General features: G+C 59.1%; 16 protein-coding genes. 10 read left to right on the top strand and 6 right to left on the bottom strand.

Features of this window, described 5'->3' with window-relative positions; genetic code table 11:
- Positions 1-15: 15 nt before the first annotated feature.
- Positions 16-2067, bottom strand: a complete 2052-nt coding sequence (gene metG, locus D8U73_RS23770) for a methionine--tRNA ligase (RefSeq protein WP_056853590.1) — start codon at positions 2065-2067, stop codon at positions 16-18.
- Positions 2068-3010: 943 nt separating this feature from the next.
- Between metG and apbC the strand changes: the two genes are divergently transcribed.
- The gene (gene apbC / locus D8U73_RS23755) at positions 3011-4105 is read left to right on the top strand and encodes an iron-sulfur cluster carrier protein ApbC (RefSeq protein WP_130905954.1); all 1095 of its coding nucleotides are present in this window, start codon (positions 3011-3013) and stop codon (positions 4103-4105) included.
- A 129-nt stretch (positions 4106-4234) separates the two neighbouring features.
- Here the strand turns inward: apbC and D8U73_RS23750 are convergent, their stop codons facing one another.
- The gene (locus D8U73_RS23750; protein ID WP_130905939.1) at positions 4235-4993 is read right to left on the bottom strand and encodes an SDR family oxidoreductase; all 759 of its coding nucleotides are present in this window, start codon (positions 4991-4993) and stop codon (positions 4235-4237) included.
- Between the two features lie 163 nt (positions 4994-5156).
- Here D8U73_RS23750 and D8U73_RS23745 point away from each other — a divergent pair, with 163 nt between their 5' ends.
- The 4 genes from D8U73_RS23745 to groL all read left to right on the top strand — a co-directional run bounded on the left by D8U73_RS23745 (position 5157) and on the right by groL (position 8670).
- A complete protein-coding gene (locus D8U73_RS23745) occupies positions 5157-5888 on the top strand; it encodes a HugZ family protein (RefSeq protein ID WP_056853587.1) in 732 nt (243 codons plus the stop codon).
- 66 nt (positions 5889-5954) lie between these two features.
- Positions 5955-6431, top strand: coding sequence for an FxsA family protein (locus tag D8U73_RS23740; protein WP_056853586.1), 477 nt, complete (start codon positions 5955-5957; stop codon positions 6429-6431).
- 249 nt (positions 6432-6680) lie between these two features.
- Entirely contained in the window at positions 6681-6974 is a 294-nt protein-coding gene (locus D8U73_RS23735) for a co-chaperone GroES (RefSeq protein WP_034149036.1), read from the top strand.
- Positions 6975-7023: 49 nt separating this feature from the next.
- The gene (groL, locus tag D8U73_RS23730; protein WP_056853585.1) at positions 7024-8670 is read left to right on the top strand and encodes a chaperonin GroEL; all 1647 of its coding nucleotides are present in this window, start codon (positions 7024-7026) and stop codon (positions 8668-8670) included.
- Positions 8671-8835: 165 nt separating this feature from the next.
- On the opposite strand, the gene D8U73_RS23725 is transcribed toward groL, so the two are convergent.
- Positions 8836-9579: a phosphatase PAP2 family protein gene (locus D8U73_RS23725; protein WP_130905938.1), complete on the bottom strand. Its 744-nt coding sequence runs from the start codon at positions 9577-9579 to the stop codon at positions 8836-8838.
- A 218-nt stretch (positions 9580-9797) separates the two neighbouring features.
- Here D8U73_RS23725 and colR point away from each other — a divergent pair, with 218 nt between their 5' ends.
- From colR to D8U73_RS23700, 5 genes are all read left to right on the top strand, one after another.
- Positions 9798-10481 carry a two-component system response regulator ColR gene (colR, locus tag D8U73_RS23720; RefSeq protein ID WP_056852733.1) on the top strand — a complete coding sequence of 228 codons (684 nt, stop codon included), beginning with the start codon at positions 9798-9800 and terminating at the stop codon, positions 10479-10481.
- Positions 10471-11754: a HAMP domain-containing sensor histidine kinase gene (locus tag D8U73_RS23715; RefSeq protein ID WP_130905937.1), complete on the top strand. Its 1284-nt coding sequence runs from the start codon at positions 10471-10473 to the stop codon at positions 11752-11754. The genes colR and D8U73_RS23715 overlap by 11 nt, the downstream gene beginning before the upstream one ends.
- A 153-nt stretch (positions 11755-11907) precedes the next feature.
- Positions 11908-12576, top strand: coding sequence for a class I SAM-dependent methyltransferase (locus tag D8U73_RS23710; RefSeq protein WP_056852731.1), 669 nt, complete (start codon positions 11908-11910; stop codon positions 12574-12576).
- A 4-nt stretch (positions 12577-12580) separates the two neighbouring features.
- Positions 12581-13294 carry a lipopolysaccharide kinase InaA family protein gene (locus D8U73_RS23705; RefSeq protein ID WP_056852730.1) on the top strand — a complete coding sequence of 238 codons (714 nt, stop codon included), beginning with the start codon at positions 12581-12583 and terminating at the stop codon, positions 13292-13294.
- Positions 13295-13296: 2 nt separating this feature from the next.
- Entirely contained in the window at positions 13297-13521 is a 225-nt protein-coding gene (locus D8U73_RS23700; protein WP_082557526.1) for a hypothetical protein, read from the top strand.
- A gap of 93 nt (positions 13522-13614) precedes the next feature.
- On the opposite strand, the gene D8U73_RS23695 is transcribed toward D8U73_RS23700, so the two are convergent.
- The 3 genes from D8U73_RS23695 to D8U73_RS23685 all read right to left on the bottom strand — a co-directional run bounded on the left by D8U73_RS23695 (position 13615) and on the right by D8U73_RS23685 (position 19070).
- The gene (locus D8U73_RS23695; protein ID WP_130905936.1) at positions 13615-16641 is read right to left on the bottom strand and encodes a multidrug efflux RND transporter permease subunit; all 3027 of its coding nucleotides are present in this window, start codon (positions 16639-16641) and stop codon (positions 13615-13617) included.
- A 14-nt stretch (positions 16642-16655) separates the two neighbouring features.
- The gene (locus tag D8U73_RS23690; RefSeq protein WP_130905935.1) at positions 16656-17804 is read right to left on the bottom strand and encodes an efflux RND transporter periplasmic adaptor subunit; all 1149 of its coding nucleotides are present in this window, start codon (positions 17802-17804) and stop codon (positions 16656-16658) included.
- 165 nt (positions 17805-17969) lie between these two features.
- The gene (locus tag D8U73_RS23685) at positions 17970-19070 is read right to left on the bottom strand and encodes a DUF1513 domain-containing protein (RefSeq protein ID WP_056852727.1); all 1101 of its coding nucleotides are present in this window, start codon (positions 19068-19070) and stop codon (positions 17970-17972) included.
- Between the last annotated feature and the right edge of the window lie 8 nt (positions 19071-19078).

Here is a 19078-nt window from a genome sequence, read left to right as displayed (position 1 = left end):
GATTCAGCGCAAAATCTACTTGATGCGCTGACCTGGCTTGGCGCCACTGTCCGGGCTGAGCAGGTAGATTTCTTCACCGCCAGGGCCGGCCGCCATCACCATGCCTTCGGAGATGCCGAACTTCATTTTCCGTGGCTTGAGGTTGGCGATCATCATGGTCAGGCGACCATCGAGCTTGGACGGATCCGGGTAGGCACTCTTGATCCCGGAGAACACGTTGCGTTGCTCGTCACCGATATCAAGGGTCAGGCGCAACAGCTTGTCGGCGCCTTCCACGTGTTCGGCCTTGACGATCAGCGCCACGCGCAGATCGACTGCGGCGAAGGTGTCGAAGTCGATTTCCGGCGACAGCGGGTCTTTGGCCAGTTCGCCGTTGCCGGCAGGTGCGGCTTCGCCGGTGTCGGTCTGGCTGGCGGTCAGGTCTTCTTTCGAAGCGTCGGTCATGGCTTGCACTTTCACCGGGTCGATCCGGGTCATCAACGGCTTGAACTCGTTCAACTGATGGTTGGCGAGCAAGGTTGCGTGGTCGTTCCAGGTCAGCGGTGCGACGTTGAGGAACGCCTCGGCATCGGCGGCCAGCAACGGCAGCACAGGCTTGAGGAAGATCACCAGTTGGCGGAACAGATTGACGCCGGTGGCGCAGATCGCCTGGACTTCATCCTGTTTGCCTTCCTGTTTGTTCAGCGACCACGGTGCCTTGTCGGCAATCCAGGCGTTGGCACGATCGGCCAGGCCCATGATCTCGCGCATGGCGCGGGCGAAATCGCGGGCTTCATAGGCGTCGGCGATGCTTGGCGCGGCGGCCAGGAAGGCTTCGGTCAACTCTGGCGCAGCGTTGGTGTCGACCATCAGGCCGGCATTGCCCTTGTGGATAAAACCGGCGCAACGGCTGGCGATGTTGACGACTTTGCCGACCAGGTCGGAGTTGACCTTCTGCACGAAGTCTTCGAGGTTCAGGTCGAGGTCGTCGACGCCACGGCCCAGTTTGGCCGCGTAGTAGTAGCGCAGGTATTCCGGCGACAGGTGATCCAGGTAGGTCCGGGCCTTGATGAAGGTGCCGCGGGACTTGGACATTTTCTGGCCGTTGACGGTCAGGTAGCCGTGCACGTTGATGCCGGTCGGCTTGCGGTAGCCGGCGCCTTCGAGCATGGCTGGCCAGAACAGGGCGTGGAAGTTGACGATGTCCTTGCCGATGAAGTGGTACAGCTCGGCGGTGGAGTCCTTGCCCCAGAACGCATCGAAGTCCAGCTCCGGCGTGCGGTTGCACAGGTTCTTGAAGCTCGCCATGTAGCCGATTGGCGCGTCCAGCCACACATAGAAGTACTTGCCCGGCTCGCCCGGGATTTCAAAACCGAAATACGGCGCATCGCGGGAAATGTCCCACTGCTGCAGGCCGGCATCCAGCCATTCGGCAATCTTGTTCGCCACGGCGTCTTGCAGGGTGCCGCTGCGGGTCCAGGCTTGCAGCATTTCCTGGAAGTCCGGCAGCTTGAAGAAGAAGTGCTGGGAGTCCTTGAGCACCGGCGTGGCGCCAGAGATCGCCGACTTCGGATCCTTCAGGTCGGTGGGCGCGTAGGTGGCGCCGCATTTTTCGCAGTTGTCGCCGTACTGGTCTTCAGTGCCGCATTTCGGGCAGGTGCCCTTGATGAAGCGATCGGCCAGGAACATTTTCTTTTCCGGGTCGAAGTACTGCGTGATCGAGCGTTGGGCAATGTGCCCGGCGTCGCGCAGCTTGAGGTAGATCTGGCTCGACAGCTCACGGTTTTCTTCGGCGTGAGTGGAGTGGAAGTTGTCGAAGTCCACCAGGAAGTCGGCAAAGTCGGCGCTGTGTTCAGCCTGGACATTGGCGATCAGTTGTTCCGGGGTGATGCCTTCTTTTTCTGCGCGCAGCATGATCGCCGAACCGTGGGCGTCGTCAGCGCAGACATAAATGCATTGGTTGCCGCGGTGCTTCTGGAAGCGCACCCACATATCGGTCTGGATGTATTCCAGCATATGGCCAAGGTGGATCGAACCATTGGCATAGGGCAGGGCGCTGGTGACGAGGATCTTGCGTGGCTCGGACATGGGGCTCGGCTACTTGATGAAACGGAGGTCGGCCACTATAAAGCGCCAGCGCATAATTTTCACCCTGTGCACCTGTATCCGGTTGCATCGGATGCTCAAACCCGAGTCCGGGCAGTTTGAAGAAGAAAGGGCTGTTGTGGCGAGGGAGCTTGCTCCCGCTGGGGGGCGAAGCCGCCCCGAACCCTGCTACACGGCGCTGTCAGGAGGATCGCGTCAACCTGATTGCGACTGCTGCGCAGCCGAACGGGAGCAAGCTCCCTCGCCACAGGCACAAATAGCTCCCTCCCCACAGGGGTGTGTTTGCCACAAATCATCAGTGGGCATGCCGTCCTTGAGCTGATGCTCAAACCCGAGTACAGGCAGTTTGAAGAAGAAAGTGCTGTTGTGGCGAGGGAGCTTGCTCCCGCTGGGTGGCGAAGCCGCCCCGAACCCTGCAACACGGCGCTGTCAGGAGGATCGCGTCAACCTGATCGCGCCTGCTGCGCAGCCGAGCGGGAGCAAGCTCCCTCGCCACAGGGATGTGTTTGCCACAAATAGCTCCCTCCCCGCAGGGATGTGTTTGCCACAAATAGCTTCCTCCCCACAGGGATGTGTTTGCCACAAATCATCAGTGGGCGTGCCGTCCTTGAGCTGATGCTCAAACCTGTGAGCAGGCAGTTTGGGCAGGAAAGGGCTGTTGTGGCGAGGGAGCTTGCTCCCGCTGGGTGGCGAAGCCGCCCCGGACCCTGCTACACGGCGCTGTCAGGAGGATCGCGTCCATCCGATTGCGACTGCTGCGCAGCCGAGCGGGAGCAAGCTCCCTCGCCACAGGGAAGTGTTTGCCACAAATAGCTCCCTCCCCGCAGGGATGTGTTTGCCACAAATCATCAGTGGGCATGCCGTCCTTGAGCTAGAACGGTTAGGATACCTGCCTGATTTTCCAGCCTTGTTATCGGAGTTGCCCATGAGCGCCGTCAATCGCGCAGCGGTGGAAGCCGTCCTTCGCCAATACACCGACCCTTATCTGAACCAGGACCCGGTCAGCGCCGGGTGCGTGCGCAACATCGACATTCAGGGCGACCGCGTCAGCGTCCAGCTCGAATTGGGTTACGCCGCCGGTCTGTTCAAGAGTGGCTGGGCGCAGATGCTGGAAATGGCTATTCAAGGCCTCGATGGCGTGTCGAGTGCAAAAGTCGACATCACCAGCGTGATTGCCGCACACAAGGCTCAGGCACAGGTTCCGGGGCTGGCGAACGTGAAAAACGTCGTGGCCGTGGCGTCAGGCAAGGGTGGCGTGGGCAAATCCACCACCGCGGCCAATCTGGCACTGGCCCTCGCTCGCGAAGGCGCCAAAGTCGGGATTCTCGACGCCGACATCTACGGTCCAAGCCAGGGCATCATGTTCGGCATCGCCGAAGGCACCCGCCCGCAGATCAAAGATCAGAAGTGGTTCGTGCCGATCCAGTCCCACGGCGTCGAAGTGATGTCCATGGCCTTCCTCACCGACGACAACACGCCAATGGTCTGGCGCGGACCGATGGTTTCCGGTGCCTTGCTGCAACTGGTCACCCAGACTGCCTGGGGCGATCTGGATTACCTGGTCATCGACATGCCGCCAGGCACCGGCGACATCCAGCTGACCCTGGCGCAGAAAGTCCCGGTGGCCGGCGCCGTCATCGTCACCACCCCGCAGGACCTGGCATTGCTGGACGCTCGCAAGGGCGTCGAAATGTTCCGCAAGGTCAACATTCCGGTGCTGGGCGTGGTGGAAAACATGGCCGTGCACATCTGCTCGAACTGTGGGCATGCCGAGCATCTGTTCGGTGAGGGCGGCGGGGTGAAACTGGCCAATCAGTACGGCGTCGAACTGCTGGCTTCGTTGCCGCTGGCGATGGCCATCCGCGAACAGGCCGATGGTGGCAAGCCAACAGTGATCGCCGAGCCGGACAGTCCGATAGCACTGGTTTATCAGGAACTGGCCCGCCACGTCGGTGCGCGGATCGTGTTGCAGGAAGCGTTGACGCCAGCGATGCCGAACATCAGCATCAGCGACGATTGATGGCCTGAAACACAATCAACTGTGGGAGCCAGCCTGCTGGCGATAGCGGATTCAGATTCACCAACCATGTTGGCTGAACCACCGCAATCGCCAGCAGGCTGGCTCCCACAGTGTTTTTCATGACTGGGCTTAGATCCGCAACCCGCCATCCATCTCCAGAATCCGCCCGGTGTAGTAGTCGTTCTCGAAAATGTACGCCGCGGAATGGGCGATTTCTTCCGGCTTGCCCATGCGCTTGAGCGGAATCCCGGCAGTCATCTTCTCCAGCGCTTCAGGCTTCATGCCCAAAGTCATTTCGGTTTCGATGAAGCCCGGTGCAATGCCGGCCACGCGAATGCCGTAGCGCGCCAGTTCCTTGGCCCAGGTCACGGTGGCCGCAGCGACGCCGGCCTTGGCGGCAGAGTAGTTGGTCTGGCCGATGTTGCCAGCGCGGGAAATCGACGAGATATTGATAATCGCGCCATTGTTGTTCAGCTCAACCATTTTCGCCGCAACTTCACGGGTGCACAGGAATACACCGGTCAGGTTGACGTCGATCACTGCCTGCCACTGCGCCAGGCTCATTTTGGTCATTTCACCGTCCTTGACCTTGAGCAGCAGGCCGTCGCGCAGGATGCCGGCGTTGTTGATCAGGCCATGGATCGCACCGAAGTCTTCGGCGACCTGGGCAACCATGTGCGTGACTTGTTCTTCGTTGGCCACATTGCACAAGTAAGCGCGAGCTTCGACGCCTTTGGCTTTGCAGGCGGCGACCGCGTCATCGAGTTTTTCCTGGTTCAGGTCGACCAATGCCAGCTTCGCGCCCTTGCCGGCGAAATACTCGGCCATGGAACGGCCTAAACCCTGGCAACCGCCCGTGATAATGATTACTTTGTCAGTGAGTTGCATTCGCATGCCCCGGTAGCAGGTCTGAGTGGTTTCCTTGCTAGATAGCCTCTCGATCTGCGCCTGACCTGGCTTGGCTGCACATGAGAATTGCCCGATGGCGTGCTGGGACTTTCCAGCGCAGCCCGTCCGTTTTTTTGACGGATTCTATATAAGGAGTCATAAATTGAGCGTTGAAGCGGCTAAGCATGCACGAGAATTGCTTCTCAAGGAATACCGTGGAGTGCTCTCGACGCACTCCAAAGCAATGCCCGGTTTTCCGTTCGGCTCAGTGGTTCCGTATTGCCTGGATGAGCATGGCCGACCGTTGATCCTGATCAGCCGTATCGCGCAGCACACGCACAATCTGCAAAAAGATCCGAAATGTTCATTGTTCGTCGGTGAACGCGGCGCTGAAGATGTACAGGCCGTCGGTCGACTGACTTACCTGGCCGAAGCCCGACAGCTGGAAGACGCCGCGGCCATTGACGCCGCTGCCGAGCGCTATTACCGCTACTTTCCGGAATCGCAGAGCTACCACACCGCCCATGATTTTGATTTCTGGGTACTGACGCCGGTCCGTCATCGCTACATCGGTGGATTCGGTGCGATCCACTGGGTCAATGAGCTGACGCTGGCCAACCCGTTTGCCGGCAAGGCTGAAATCAGCATGGTCGAGCACATGAACGCCGATCACGCCAAAGCGATTGCCCATTACGTGGAACTGGCCGGTTTGCCAAAGACTTCCCCGGCGCAAATGGTCGGCATCGACAGCGAAGGCATGCACCTGCGCATCGGTCAAAGCCTCTACTGGCTACCGTTCCAGGCACCATGTAATACGCCGACACAAGTTCGCGAAGCCTTGGTTTTCCTGGCCCACGCTGAGCATTGGCCGAAAAATGAAGTGGCCGACGCTTGAATTCACGAAACGGCGACGTCATCTAAGGTGAACTGGCAAGGCATTCTTGCGTTGAGGAACCATTTGATGCGCCCTTTTTTGTTGCTCTTTCTGCTGTTCCCGGTGTTGGAGCTGTTCGTATTCGTCAAGGTGGCAGGGGCGATCGGGTTTTTCCCGGCCCTGCTGCTGGTAATACTCGGTTCGATGTTCGGTGTTTTTGTGCTGCGCATTGCCGGCCTGGCCACCGCACTGCGTGCCCGTGAAAGCCTGAACCGCGGTGAGCTGCCGGCCCAGACCATGCTCGAAGGTCTGATGCTGGCGCTGGCCGGTGGCCTGTTGATCCTGCCCGGCTTCATCAGCGATGTGATCGGCCTGATCATGCTGTTGCCGATCAGTCGTCGTCTGCTGGCCAATAAAATGCGCCAGCGCGCCGAGGAACAGGCGATTCGCCAACGCGCCTTCGCCGATGACCTGCAGGCCCGTGGCGGCCCCGCACCACGCGAACCGCTGGGCCGTGAGCCCAACGTGATCGAAGGCGAGTTCGAACACCGCGATACCAAGTAATTCAATCTATCGACACGGCACCTTCGGGTGCCGTGATCGTTTGCGGGGCATCGACATGAAAATTTTTCGCTGCCGGCCCTTGTAATCAGCTTGTACGCCCTTATGTAACGGTCACCGCAAGGTTTCTGGCGATCACGCCAGTCAGACTTCCGCGGTTCGCTCGACGAACCGCACCCGGCACCGCCGGACTTTGTTAAACCCGCCGGGACTACACCGGCCGATGAAAACCACAATTAGGAGAGATCGACAATGAAGCTTCGTCCTCTGCATGACCGCGTCGTCATCCGTCGCAGCGAAGAAGAAAAGAAAACCGCTGGCGGTATCGTCCTGCCAGGCTCGGCTGCTGAAAAAGCCAACAGCGGCGAGATCCTCGCTGTCGGCACCGGCCGCGTACTGGATAACGGTGAAGTGCGTGCACTGTCCGTGAAAGTGGGCGACAAGGTTGTGTTCGGTCCTTACTCCGGCAGCAACACTGTGAAAGTCGACGGCGAAGACCTGCTGGTAATGAGCGAGAACGAAATCCTCGCTGTTGTCGAAGGCTGATTCCCCGCTCATTTTCCCGCTACTACAAAGTATTTAAGGAATATCGATCATGGCTGCTAAAGAAGTTAAATTCGGCGATTCCGCCCGCAAGAAAATGCTCACCGGTGTCAACGTCCTGGCTGACGCAGTAAAAGCGACCCTGGGCCCGAAAGGCCGTAACGTGATCATCGAGAAGAGCTTCGGCGCTCCGACCATCACCAAGGACGGCGTTTCCGTAGCCAAAGAAATCGAACTGGAAGACCGTTTCGAGAACATGGGCGCGCAGCTGGTCAAAGACGTTGCCTCCCGTGCCAACGATGACGCAGGCGACGGCACCACCACCGCCACCGTTCTGGCTCAGTCGATCGTCAACGAAGGCCTGAAAGCCGTCGCTGCCGGCATGAACCCGATGGATCTGAAGCGCGGTATCGACAAAGCGACCATCGCGATCGTCAAAGAGCTGAAGGCCCTGTCCAAGCCATGCGCTGACACCAAGGCTATCGCTCAGGTAGGCACCATCTCCGCCAACTCCGACAACTCCATCGGCGACATCATTGCCGAAGCCATGGAAAAAGTCGGTAAAGAAGGCGTGATCACCGTTGAAGAAGGCTCGGGCCTGGAAAACGAACTGTCGGTTGTAGAAGGCATGCAGTTCGACCGTGGCTACCTGTCCCCGTACTTCGTCAACAAGCCAGAGACCATGGTCGCTGAGCTGGACGGCCCGCTGATCCTGCTGGTCGACAAAAAGATCTCGAACATCCGCGAAATGCTGCCAGTGCTGGAAGCCGTTGCCAAAGCCGGCCGTCCGCTGCTGATCGTGGCCGAAGACGTTGAAGGCGAAGCCCTGGCGACTCTGGTTGTGAACAACATGCGTGGCATCGTCAAAGTCGCAGCCGTCAAGGCTCCAGGCTTCGGCGACCGTCGCAAGGCCATGCTGCAGGACATCGCCGTTCTGACCGGCGGTACCGTTATCTCCGAAGAGATCGGCCTGAGCCTGGAAAGCACCACCCTGGAGCACCTGGGTAACGCCAAGCGCGTGACCCTGTCCAAGGAAAACACCATCATCGTTGACGGTGCTGGCGTACAAGGCGACATCGAAGCGCGCATCAACCAGATCCGTGCCCAGGTTGCCGAAACGTCCTCGGACTACGACCGTGAAAAACTGCAAGAGCGTCTGGCCAAGCTGTCCGGCGGCGTTGCAGTGATCAAGGTTGGCGCTGGTTCCGAAGTTGAAATGAAAGAGAAGAAAGCCCGCGTTGAAGACGCCCTGCACGCTACCCGTGCAGCCGTTGAAGAAGGCGTGGTACCTGGCGGTGGCGTGGCCCTGATCCGTGCTCTGGAAGCACTGACCGAACTGAAAGGCGACAACGCCGATCAGGACGTGGGTATCGCTGTACTGCGTCGCGCTGTTGAAGCGCCGCTGCGCCAGATCGTTGCCAACTCCGGCGACGAGCCGAGCGTAGTGGTCGACAAGGTCAAGAACGGCGAAGGCAGCTTCGGCTACAACGCTGCGACTGGCGAATACGGCGACATGATCGAAATGGGCATCCTGGACCCAACCAAGGTTACCCGTTCGGCTCTGCAAGCTGCAGCTTCGATCGGCGGTCTGATCCTGACCACCGAAGCCGCTGTTGCTGATGCACCGAAGAAAGACGGCGGTGCTGGCGGCGGTATGCCAGACATGGGCGGTATGGGCGGCATGGGCGGCATGATGTAAGCCAGCCGTACCCCTGTACTAAAAACCCCGCCTGCGAAAGCCGGCGGGGTTTTTTGTTGCCCCAGAAAAATGTGTTGCGGTTGACAACCTCTTCGCGGGCAAGCCTCGCTCCTACGGTTACTCATTGGACCTGTAGGAGCGAGGCTTGCCCGCGCAGGCGTCAATTCAGGTGCTGACTAGCTCCGCGTTGACCGGCCCCTGAGCCTTCAACGCCGGTCGATACAGAATCCAGTAATACGACCCCAGACAAATCAGCCAGCAGAACACTGCCGTCCACACGTTGTGCGAAAAGAAGTGCGCCCCCTGCATCATTCGCCCGATGGAAAACACCGAACCCAGGGCGAAGGCAAAGACGAACGCCACCCGGGCCAGTCGCGGGCGACGATCACGCAACACGAAAAACAGCGCGAACAGCGTGAACCCGGTGGCCGCATGGCCACCCGGCCAGCAGCGCCCTGGCTTGTCGGTCTGCGGCCGAGGGCTGAGTAGTTCACTGTAGGTTTCATGGCCGCCGAACTGTTCCAGGCTCCACGGGCATTGCACCGCCGTCACTGCTTTCATCGGCGTGACAAACGAGGTCGCCAAGCCCAGGGATAGCACCAGACAACCCAGTTCCCGTTTGTACGGTTTGAGTTTGTCCATGAAAAACGAACCAATGAAACCGAGTATGGCCAGTACCGAAAACGCAATGACCACTTGCTTGGCGCGGTCATGCAGTACGGTCTCGAGGAAGTAACTGTGGCGCCCGATGAACGCCCCGGCAACCGGGTCGTAAAACAGCTTGGCCAGGGCCATGTCCAGGTTTGTCAGTTCGAGGAGCACCAGAGTCATCGCCGCAACAGCGGGAATGCCCAGGTATACCCAGAGATTGAGCGGGCGAGAAGCGGGGCGTGCAGAAATCGAAACCATGAAAATTCCCGGGTCAGTGAAATGTTCTTGAGTGCGCAGCCGCGCGGAGTTTGAGCCCGTTTCTGTCGTCAGCCCGTGAATCGATAGTGAAAAAAACGTTGAGCCCCGAATCGGCCGTTTTGTGAGGTCGAGACTGCACGCAGTCCTAGCCGTGAGCCACACTTGGCCTTAAGCTGCGCGGGCCAAGACGGCCGTAACTGTGTACGGAGAAGGTGCCCATGCGAATTTTATTGGTTGAAGACAATCGCGATATCCTCGCCAATCTGGCCGATTACCTGGGGCTCAAAGGCTATACCGTCGACTGTGCACAGGACGGTCTGTCGGGCCTGCACCTGGCCGCCACCGAGCATTACGACTTGATCGTGCTCGACATCATGCTGCCTGGCATCGACGGCTACACCTTGTGCAAGCGCCTGCGCGAAGATGCCCGGCGCGACACCCCAGTCATCATGTTGACCGCACGCGACCAACTCGACGACCGGCTGCAAGGCTTCAAGTCTGGCGCCGACGATTACCTGATCAAACCTTTCGCACTTTCGGAACTGGCGGCACGGATCGAAGCGGTCATGCGGCGTACCCAGGGCGGTGGCCGTCGTACCTTGCAAGTCGGCGACTTGAGCTACGATCTGGACACGCTGGAAGTTACCCGCGAAGGGCGGCTGCTCAAGCTCAACCCGGTGGGCCTCAAGTTGCTCGCAGTATTGATGCAGAAAAGTCCGCATGTGCTGCGCCGGGAAATTCTTGAAGAAGCGTTATGGGGCGATGACTGCCCGGACAGTGACAGCCTGCGCAGCCATGTCCATCAGTTGCGTCAGGTGATCGACAAACCGTTCGCCAAACCGTTGCTGCATACCGTGCACGGTGTCGGTTATCGCCTGGCCGAGGGCCGCGATGGAGTTTAAGCAGAGCCTTGCCCAGCGCATCATCATTGCCTTCGCACTGATGAGTGCGTTGGTCGCGGGTGCCTTCGCAATGGGCATTGTCGCCACCGTGCATCTGGTGGAAGAGAAGTTGATTTCTGCCGGATTGGGTGGCGATTTGCAGCGCCTTCTGCTCATGGACAGTGTCTCGGACTGGAGCCATCGGCCCGAGCCGGATCAGTTGTTCTATTTCAGCGGAGGACCGGGCGATTTCGATTTGCCCAAGGATTTGCGACATCTGGACTCCGGTTTTCACGAGGTGTTTCGCGAACACCTGTCGTACCACGCGATGGTCGAAATCGTCGACGGGCGGCGTTATGTGCTGCTGCAGGACCAAAGCGATTTCGAAGAGCGTGAACGGGTGCTGTTCGCCGTTGTTCTCGTTGGCTTTGTGCTCAGCCTGGCGCTGGCGGTTTTCCTTGGCTGGGTTCTGGCGCGCAAGGTGATGGCGCCTGTTGTCCGGCTGGCCCGACAGGTCCGGCACCGCGATCAGTTGCTCGGTCTGGCACCGCCGCTGGCACCGGACTACGCGGCCGATGAAGTGGGGGAGCTGGCTGTGGCATTCGATGCGACCCTGGGGCGTCTGCGTCAGGCACTGACGCGGGAGCGACTGTTCACCAGCGATGTCAGCCACGAGTTGCGTACGCCGTTGATGGTTCTGGCCAGTTCCTGCGAGTTGTTGCTCGAGAACCCTGGCATCGATCAGCGCGGTCGCGCGCAGGTCGAGCGCATCTCCCGCGCCTGTGAAGAAATGCGTGAACTGGTACAAACCTTCCTGATGCTGGCCCGGGCCCAGCGCGAAGACACGAGCATGTCCCCGCAGCAGACGCTCACTGGCGTCGCCGACGGCTTGATCGGGCAGTGGCGCGCGCCCATTGAGGCCAAAGGCTTGACGCTGATTTTTGAACCGGGTCAGCCACAGAGCATTCGATACAACGCCACGCTGCTGAATGCGGTGATGGGTAACTTGCTGCGTAACGCGCTGCACTACACTGAACAAGGGTTTATCCGATTGACCCTGACGACCAGCGGTTTTGTCGTCGAGGACAGTGGCGTGGGCATTCCCGAAGAGAAGCGTGAAGCGATGTTCGAACCGTTCGTGCGCGGCAGTGAAAAGCGCGGTGAGGGCCTGGGCTTGGGGCTGTCACTGGTGCAGCGGATCTGTGAAAACCAGGGCTGGAGCGTCAGCCTGACCAACATGGAGCCCAATGGCTGTCGTTTTCAGGTGCAGTTGCACCCCACTCCAGCAAGCTGACCGTCGGCGACAAGCAATGGAGAGCGGCCCGTGTTTTGTAAAACCTCGAAACGATTAGGGGTTTTACATGACATTTTTTTCACAAAGGCATGACCTGACGCTGACACGGTGCTACCTAATGTGGGTGCCATCAGAAGTACAGGAGAGCTCGATATGGCCGGCCCGATCAAACTGGATTTTTCCGAAAAATACGACGACCAGCACGCACAACAGTATTTGCAAAAACATCAGGATGGACTGAGTCGTAAATTATCCCATTGGCGGGATGAGCAATTGGCTCGCAAGGCGCTGACTGCGGTCGGTGAGCCTGGTCTGGTCCTCGACCTGCCCTGCGGCGCTGGACGTTTCTGGCCATTGCTGGCGGAGAAACCCAACCGCGTGATCATCGGCGCCGACAATTCGGAGTCGATGCTGAAGATAGCTACTCAAGCGCAACCGGCCGATGTGGTGAAACGGGTACAACCCTTGCACACTTCTGCATTCGACATTGCCTTGCCTGATAACGCCGTCGACAGCATTTTCTGCATGCGATTGCTCCATCACATCGGTGAGGCCGAGCATCGACTGGCAATTTTGCGCGAATTCGAGCGCGTCACCCGTGATAGCGTCATTCTTTCACTGTGGGTAGATGGCAATTTCAAGGCCTGGAAACGCAAGCGCCTGGAACGGACCCGCAATCAGCAAGGTTACCAAAACCGATTTGTGTTACCTGCTGCTACGGTCGAACAGGAATTTGAACAAGCGGGTTTCCGAATTCAGGAACGTCTGGACTTTTTACCGCTCTATGCCATGTGGCGAGTTTACGTATTACGCAAGAGGTAACAGGATGGCAGTGCAGGTAGCAGCAGGATCGGATGATGGCTCCCAGGACCGTTTCGACTATTTCTGGAATCAGCGCGGTGAATGGGTAGAAGAGCCCAATGTTCGCCGCGGTGGAGAAAGTGGTGTGCAGCGCGTCAAGGGCAGTGATGATCAACTGCTCTACTTCAAACGCCAGACCGGGCATATCTATCGCAGCTTGCTGCACCCGTTTGGCCGGCCGACAGTGCTGCGTGAGCGCGATGCACTCATCGGCGTTGGCTCGCTCGGGGTTCTTGTTCCGCAAATTGTATTCTGCGGCGCACAGCGCGACCCCGTGCACAAATGGCGCGCCTTACTGGTAACAAAGTCACTGGATGGTTTCCAGGAAATTGAACATTGGTACGCCGACGGCGGCCGCGAGCGTCACGGTGAAGCCGTACATGATCGCGTGTTGCAGGCCTTGGCAGAAAACCTGGCCCGCATGCACAAAGGGCGTTGGCAGCATAGCTGCCTCTATATCAAACACGTATTCGTGCGGGTGACCGGCGAAGGCGAGGCGTCCAGGGTCGAGGTGGCTTTGATTGATCTGGAGAAGTGCCGCCAGCGTCTGACTTCACATCAGGCGGCTGCCCACGACATGAAGCAACTGCGCCGCCACTCGTCGTTCAGCTCAACTGACTGGAAGAAACTGGTCTACTTTTATGAGACGGCGTTTGGCAGCGCTATCAAGGGTTTATAGCAATGAAACTCGAAGTTGCGCGAGGTTTGTTTTTGATAGGAGCCTTGGCAGTCGCTTCGCTCGCGGTGGCTGCCTGGGAGCAGCCACGCACTCAAGTTCTCAGCTCAGCGAATGGCGATCATTGCCCTTTGCCACGAGTCGCCAAGACCTCCGTGGCTACACAGCCCGACCATGATTTGTTGCTGTTCATGTTCGGACTTTCTCAAGGATTGAGGCCGCAAAGTTGAAAAGTTTGAAGCCCAAATAAAAGGCCTCGCAAATGCGAGGCCTTTTATTTTCCGGTGTCTCGTCCATGACGCTTATCCAATGGGGGAGCGGTGTCAGGGTTTATCGTCTTTGGCCAGCAACGTATATACGCATGGCAACACGAACAAGGTAAACAGCGTCCCGATCGACATGCCTGTGGCGATCACCGTTCCGATGTCGAAACGGCTCACCGCCCCCGCGCCGGTGGCGATGATCAAGGGCACCATGCCAAATACCATGGCGGCAGTGGTCATCAATACCGGGCGCAGGCGAATGGCCGCTGCTTCCTCCACGGCCTCGCGTGGCGACAGGCCCTTGTCCTTGCGCAATTGGTTGGCGAATTCGACGATCAGGATTCCGTGCTTGCTGATCAACCCGATCAGCGTCACCAATCCGACCTGGGTGTAGATGTTCATGCTCGACCAGCCAAGGAACAACGGGATCAAGGCACCGCAGATCGACAGTGGCACTGTCACCAGAATCACCAGTGGGTCACGGAAGCTTTCGAACTGTGCAGCCAGCACCAGGAAAATGATTGCCAGTGCCAGGGCAAAGGTCACCCATAACGCGCTGCCTTCCTGTACGTATTGCCGCGAGGCACCGGCATAGTCGATGGCAAAGCCCACCGGCGCCTCTTCGCGGGCGATTTGCCGCACAACGTCGATAGCCTCGCCCATGCTGACCAGCGGCACACCGGACAGGATCGCCGAGTTGAGTTGCTGGAACTGGTTCAACTGCCGCGGTCGCGCACGGTCGGTCACGGTGATCAGGGTCGACAGGGCCAGCAGCTCGCCCTGGGTGTTTTTCACGTAATAGTTGTTCAGCCAGTCGGGATTGTCCCGAAACGGTCGCTCGACCTGAGCGATGACTTTGTAGCTGCGCCCCTCGATGGTGAAACGGTTGATCTCCGCTTCACCAAGCAAAGTCGCCAGTGTTCCACCCAGATCCTGCATCGACACACCCATCTGGGCAGCCTTGGCACGATCGATGTCCACCACGACTTCCGGCTTGTCGAAGGCCAGGTCGACATCGACGAATGCGAACTTGCCGGACTCCATGGCGCGCTTTTTCACCCGGTCGACCACCTGCAACAGCAGCTCGTAGTCGTTGGCGGTGTTGATGACGAACTGGAAAGGCAGCCCTTCGCCAGTGCCTGGCAGCGAGGGCAGGTTGAAACCGAAAATCTGCAAGCCGGGAATGCTTTCGAGCTTGGCCTGAACCTCGGGCAGTATCTGCATCTGCGTCCGGCTGCGCTCGTTCCACGGTTTGAGCAGAAACCCGCCGATACCCGATTGCACTCCGTTGAATCCATTGATCTGGAAGGAAGAGTAATACTCGGGGAACGCCTTGAAGATCGAAATGAATTCGTCGGTGTAGGTGTTCAGGTAATCGAGGTTGGTCGGTTGCGGGGCGTTGGCGATCATGAAAATGATGCCTTGGTCCTCGTCCGGTGCCAGTTCCGATTTGGTGAACTTGAGCAACACCGGAATCAGGCACAAAACAATGACCGCGAACACCAGCACCACGGGCCGGGTATTGAGCGTTCCGTGGAGCATGCTCTGATAGCGGCGCTTGAGGCTTTCGAAAATCAGGTCGAGGCGATGGGCCAGGCCGCTGGGGTTTTCATCGTGACGCAATAGAAAGGCGCACATCATCGGTGACAGGGTCAGGGCGACGATGCCGGAGATCACTACGGCGCCGGCCAGGGTCAGGGCAAACTCCTTGAACAATGCGCCGGTCAGCCCCGTCAGGAAGCCGATCGGCGCATACACCGCCGCGAGAGTGATGGTCATTGAAACCACCGGCATGGCGATTTCCCGGGCACCCTCTATAGCAGCGTCCCGCGGTGTCTTGCCTTCTTCGATATGGCGGTGGATGTTCTCCACCACGACGATGGCATCGTCCACCACCAGGCCGATGGCCAGCACCATCGCCAACAGCGTCAGCAGGTTGATCGAGTAACCCATCATCTGCATGAAGAACATCACGCCGATCATCGACAACGGAATGGTGACCACCGGGATCACCACCGAGCGCAGTGCACCGAGAAACAGGAACACCACGACGATCACGATCAGGACCGCTTCGAACAGGGTTTTCACCACTTCATCGATAGAGGCCTGAATGAACAGCGTGGCGTCGTAGGCAATTTCACCCTTGAGGTTCGGCGGCAACTGGGCTTCAAGATCCGGCATGATCTTGCGCACTTCCTTGATCACATCCAGCGGGTTGGCACCGGGCGTGGCCTTGATGCCGATATACACCGAGGGCGTACCGCCAAAGGAACTGATGGTGTCGTAGTTTTCGGCGCCCATCTCGACCCGGGCGACATCGCGCAGCAGTACGCGACTGTCGCCATCGACCTTGAGCGCAATCGCAGAAAAGGCTTCGGCGGATTTCAGCTCGGTGCTGGCGTTGATGCTGGTGACCACGTACTCGCCCTTCACCTCGCCAGCGGCGGACAGGAAGTTGTACTGGCGCACGGCGTTGGTCACGTCGCTGGCCGTCAGACCGAAACCGGCGAGTTTCACCGGGTCAAGCCACAGGCGCATGGCGAACACCTGGTTGCCGAGAATCTCGGCTTCGGCCATACCGGGCAGGGTTGCCAGTTTCGGCTGGATCACCCGTGACAGGTAGTCGGTGATCTGCGGGTTGCTCAACTCCTTGCTGAAAAAGCTGATGTACATCAGCGCCGAGGCATCGGCGGCTTCCTTGCTCAGGACCGGGTCTTCAGCGTCCTGGGGCAATTGGTTCTTCACCTCGTTGGCCTTGGCCAGCAGTTCGGTGAACAGTCGGTCGCTGTTGGCACCGATGCGCGCGTAGATCGAGATCACCGAAAAGTTCTGGCGACTGACCGAGGTCATGTAGTCGATACCCTCGGCGCTGGCCAGGCTTTGCTGCATCGGCTGGGTGATATAGCCCTGGATGGTTTCGGCGTTGGCCCCGGGGTACGCCGTGGTCACCGTGATCAGGGCGTTTTCCATTTGCGGATATTGACGTAGCGGCAACTTGCTCCAGGCCTGGAAGCCCAGCAGCACGATCAGCAGGCTGACCACGGTGGCGAGCACCGGGCGGCGGATGAACGGATCAGTAAAAGCCATTGGGGGTTCCTTGATCAGTCAGCGCGAGGCTGACTGTTCTTTTCGGCCAGGGTCTTGTCATCGCTGATGGCGATGCGCGCGCCATTGTCGAGTTTGATCTGGCCAGCCGTGACAATCGTTTCACCGTTCTGCACGCCTTTGGTGATGATCACCATTGCATCGCGCCGTTCGCCGGTTTCGACAAAGCGCCGCTCGGCAATCAGGATCGGTTGCCCCTTGTCGTCCTCCTCCACGCTGCCGTCTTCGGCTTTTTTCTGGGTGGCGACATAGACCGAGTTGCCATAGAGCGTGTAGGTGATCGCGCTTTCCGGTACGACGATGCGTGGCTGCGGGTCGGGCAATATGACCTGCAGGCTGGCGAACATCCCCGGCAGCAGCTTGCCATCGGGGTTGGCCAGGGTGGCCCGGACCTGCACGTTGCGCGTGCTGTTCTCGACTTTGGGGTTGATTGCACTGATGGTGCCGGGGAAATCTTCTGTGGGGAACGCCGCGACAATGAGCTGCACCGGTTGACCGACGGCGATCTTCGGTACCGACTGTTCGGGAACGAAGAAATCGACATACAGACTGCTGAGGTCCTGCAGGGTGGCGATCATGGTGCCTGTGGCCACGTAGTCGCCGACGTCCACCTGACGAATGCCGATGGTGCCGCTGAAGGGGGCGAGGATGCTTTTTTTGCCGAGTGCAGCCCTGAGTTGGTTGACCGTGGCCTTGCTCTTTTTCAGTACCGCCGAGAGGCGGTCGAATTCACCTTTGGAAATGGCCTGGCTGCCTACCAGTTGGCTACCGCGACCGTAATCGACCTGAGCCAGCCCAAGGTCGGCCTGGGCGGTTTCAAGCAGAGCGCTTTCCACGGCGCTGTCGAGCCGCAGGAGCAGTTGGCCGGCCTTGACCTTCTGCCCTGATTCGAACTGCAGATCCACAACAGTGCCATCGGTCTCCAGGCTCAGGTCCACGCCTTGCAGTGCCTTGAGCGTGCCGATGGTGGGCAGGCGTGCCTGCCATGGCCGTTCGGTTGCCTTGGCCACGGCAACGCTGATCGGTGGTTTTGGCGCGGAGAAACCTTGAATCATCGTGTAGATGGAGAAGGCTTTATATCCGGCCAGGACCAGCACGATCAGCAGAACAACACCCAACATGATCAGCATGCGGCGACGCAGCATATTCCAGTTCCTTGGAGAAAATCAGGTGAGACAGTGGGCACATTACCGCGACTGGGAAGGGTAATCCAACTGCCAGTTTTTACAGGTTGTGAGGTATTGGAGAGGTGATGTCGTGAAAAGATCGTCCGGGAGCGGCCCCAGCTATCGGACGATCTTTTGACGTAATTACGCCATCAGATGCAGATGGTTGTCCCAGAGCCCTGCCGGCAGCTCCAACGGTTTTGCAACCAGCTCTGTCTGGCGGCAATCGTAGTAACGGCAGCGGCCCTGGCCAGAGGTCACGACAAACCCGTCGGCGACCGCGCCAACGCCAGCGCAATCGGCAAGCGGTGCATCCAGGCGCACTTCGCCGCTGTCCAGGTCCCAGATGAAAAAGCGGTTGCCCCGTGGCGCAGTCAAGGCCACCAATCGCAGGTCACTGTGCACCGCGACACTGGCGGTGTAATGCCCCATGGCCTGTAACTGGTGCTCCGGCACCGGGAACGCCACGAACGGTTGGCCGGGGCGCTTGATTGCCAGCAGCTCCGACGATTCATGAGCCGCGCCCATGAACTGCTGACCGGCAACGATGGTGCCGTCGCTGGCGATGCCCAGGTGGCGCACGCTGTTCATCTGCTGGCCGAGGGTTTCCTTGCTCAACAGCGTGCCGTCGCGTTGCATCAGCACCAGGCTTGGTTCCATGGCGTCGAGATTCATCTCGACCCGGCTTTCCGCTTCGGTGCGAATCCCGCCGTTGGCCACCACCAGGGTTTCGCCATCGGGCATCCACGACACTTGATGCGGGCCGATGCCATGGGTGGAGATCTCGCCGCTGTGCACCAGTCGCTCGCCTTCGAACTTATACACACCCAGCAAGCCGCGACCCGGATCAGTGGTGTCGTTTTCGGTGGCATACAGCCAGTCACCGCTGTGGTGAATCACCGCGTGACCGTAGAAGTGCCGATTCGGTTGTGATGTCAGCGTTTGCAGCAAAGTCCCGTCGCGCAGGTCGATCAGGTAGCTCTCGGTGCCCGGGCGACGGGCGACGAACAGCGCAATCGACAACGTCGGGTGGTTGATGATGTCGTGGCAACGCTGGCCGACCTGGGTGGCAAACACCCGGGTGCCGTCCAGCCGATACCCGACGGCGTAGTGCTTGCCGTCAGTATCGTCCCGCGCCGAGAGAAGCAGCGGGCTGGCGTCTTTGTGTTTGAACAGCTTCCAGCCGCCCAGCGTCACTGCACCCAGCAACAAACTTCCTAACGTCAGAGCCTGGCGTCGCAGCATGGCACTTG

The organism is Pseudomonas sp. Sample_22, assembly GCF_004307635.1.
Taxonomy (GTDB): domain Bacteria; phylum Pseudomonadota; class Gammaproteobacteria; order Pseudomonadales; family Pseudomonadaceae; genus Aquipseudomonas.
The sequence above is the reverse complement of the archived record's forward strand: the minus strand, read 5'-3'. Positions and strand labels throughout refer to the sequence as shown.

What these genes read in the sequence shown, in the direction of transcription:
- D8U73_RS23740 (WP_056853586.1), top strand. Translation starts at nt 5,955, where the DNA reads ATGCGCCCTTTTTTGTTGCTCTTTCTGCTGTTCCCGGTGTTGGAGCTG.
- D8U73_RS23735 (WP_034149036.1), top strand. Translation starts at nt 6,681, where the DNA reads ATGAAGCTTCGTCCTCTGCATGACCGCGTCGTCATCCGTCGCAGCGAA.
- apbC (WP_130905954.1), top strand. Translation starts at nt 3,011, where the DNA reads ATGAGCGCCGTCAATCGCGCAGCGGTGGAAGCCGTCCTTCGCCAATAC.
- D8U73_RS23715 (WP_130905937.1), top strand. Translation starts at nt 10,471, where the DNA reads ATGGAGTTTAAGCAGAGCCTTGCCCAGCGCATCATCATTGCCTTCGCA.
- colR (WP_056852733.1), top strand. Translation starts at nt 9,798, where the DNA reads ATGCGAATTTTATTGGTTGAAGACAATCGCGATATCCTCGCCAATCTG.
- D8U73_RS23700 (WP_082557526.1), top strand. Translation starts at nt 13,297, where the DNA reads ATGAAACTCGAAGTTGCGCGAGGTTTGTTTTTGATAGGAGCCTTGGCA.
- D8U73_RS23750 (WP_130905939.1), bottom strand. Translation starts at nt 4,993, where the DNA reads ATGCAACTCACTGACAAAGTAATCATTATCACGGGCGGTTGCCAGGGT.
- D8U73_RS23685 (WP_056852727.1), bottom strand. Translation starts at nt 19,070, where the DNA reads ATGCTGCGACGCCAGGCTCTGACGTTAGGAAGTTTGTTGCTGGGTGCA.
- D8U73_RS23725 (WP_130905938.1), bottom strand. Translation starts at nt 9,579, where the DNA reads ATGGTTTCGATTTCTGCACGCCCCGCTTCTCGCCCGCTCAATCTCTGG.
- D8U73_RS23695 (WP_130905936.1), bottom strand. Translation starts at nt 16,641, where the DNA reads ATGGCTTTTACTGATCCGTTCATCCGCCGCCCGGTGCTCGCCACCGTG.
- D8U73_RS23690 (WP_130905935.1), bottom strand. Translation starts at nt 17,804, where the DNA reads ATGCTGCGTCGCCGCATGCTGATCATGTTGGGTGTTGTTCTGCTGATC.
- D8U73_RS23705 (WP_056852730.1), top strand. Translation starts at nt 12,581, where the DNA reads ATGGCAGTGCAGGTAGCAGCAGGATCGGATGATGGCTCCCAGGACCGT.
- metG (WP_056853590.1), bottom strand. Translation starts at nt 2,067, where the DNA reads ATGTCCGAGCCACGCAAGATCCTCGTCACCAGCGCCCTGCCCTATGCC.
- groL (WP_056853585.1), top strand. Translation starts at nt 7,024, where the DNA reads ATGGCTGCTAAAGAAGTTAAATTCGGCGATTCCGCCCGCAAGAAAATG.
- D8U73_RS23710 (WP_056852731.1), top strand. Translation starts at nt 11,908, where the DNA reads ATGGCCGGCCCGATCAAACTGGATTTTTCCGAAAAATACGACGACCAG.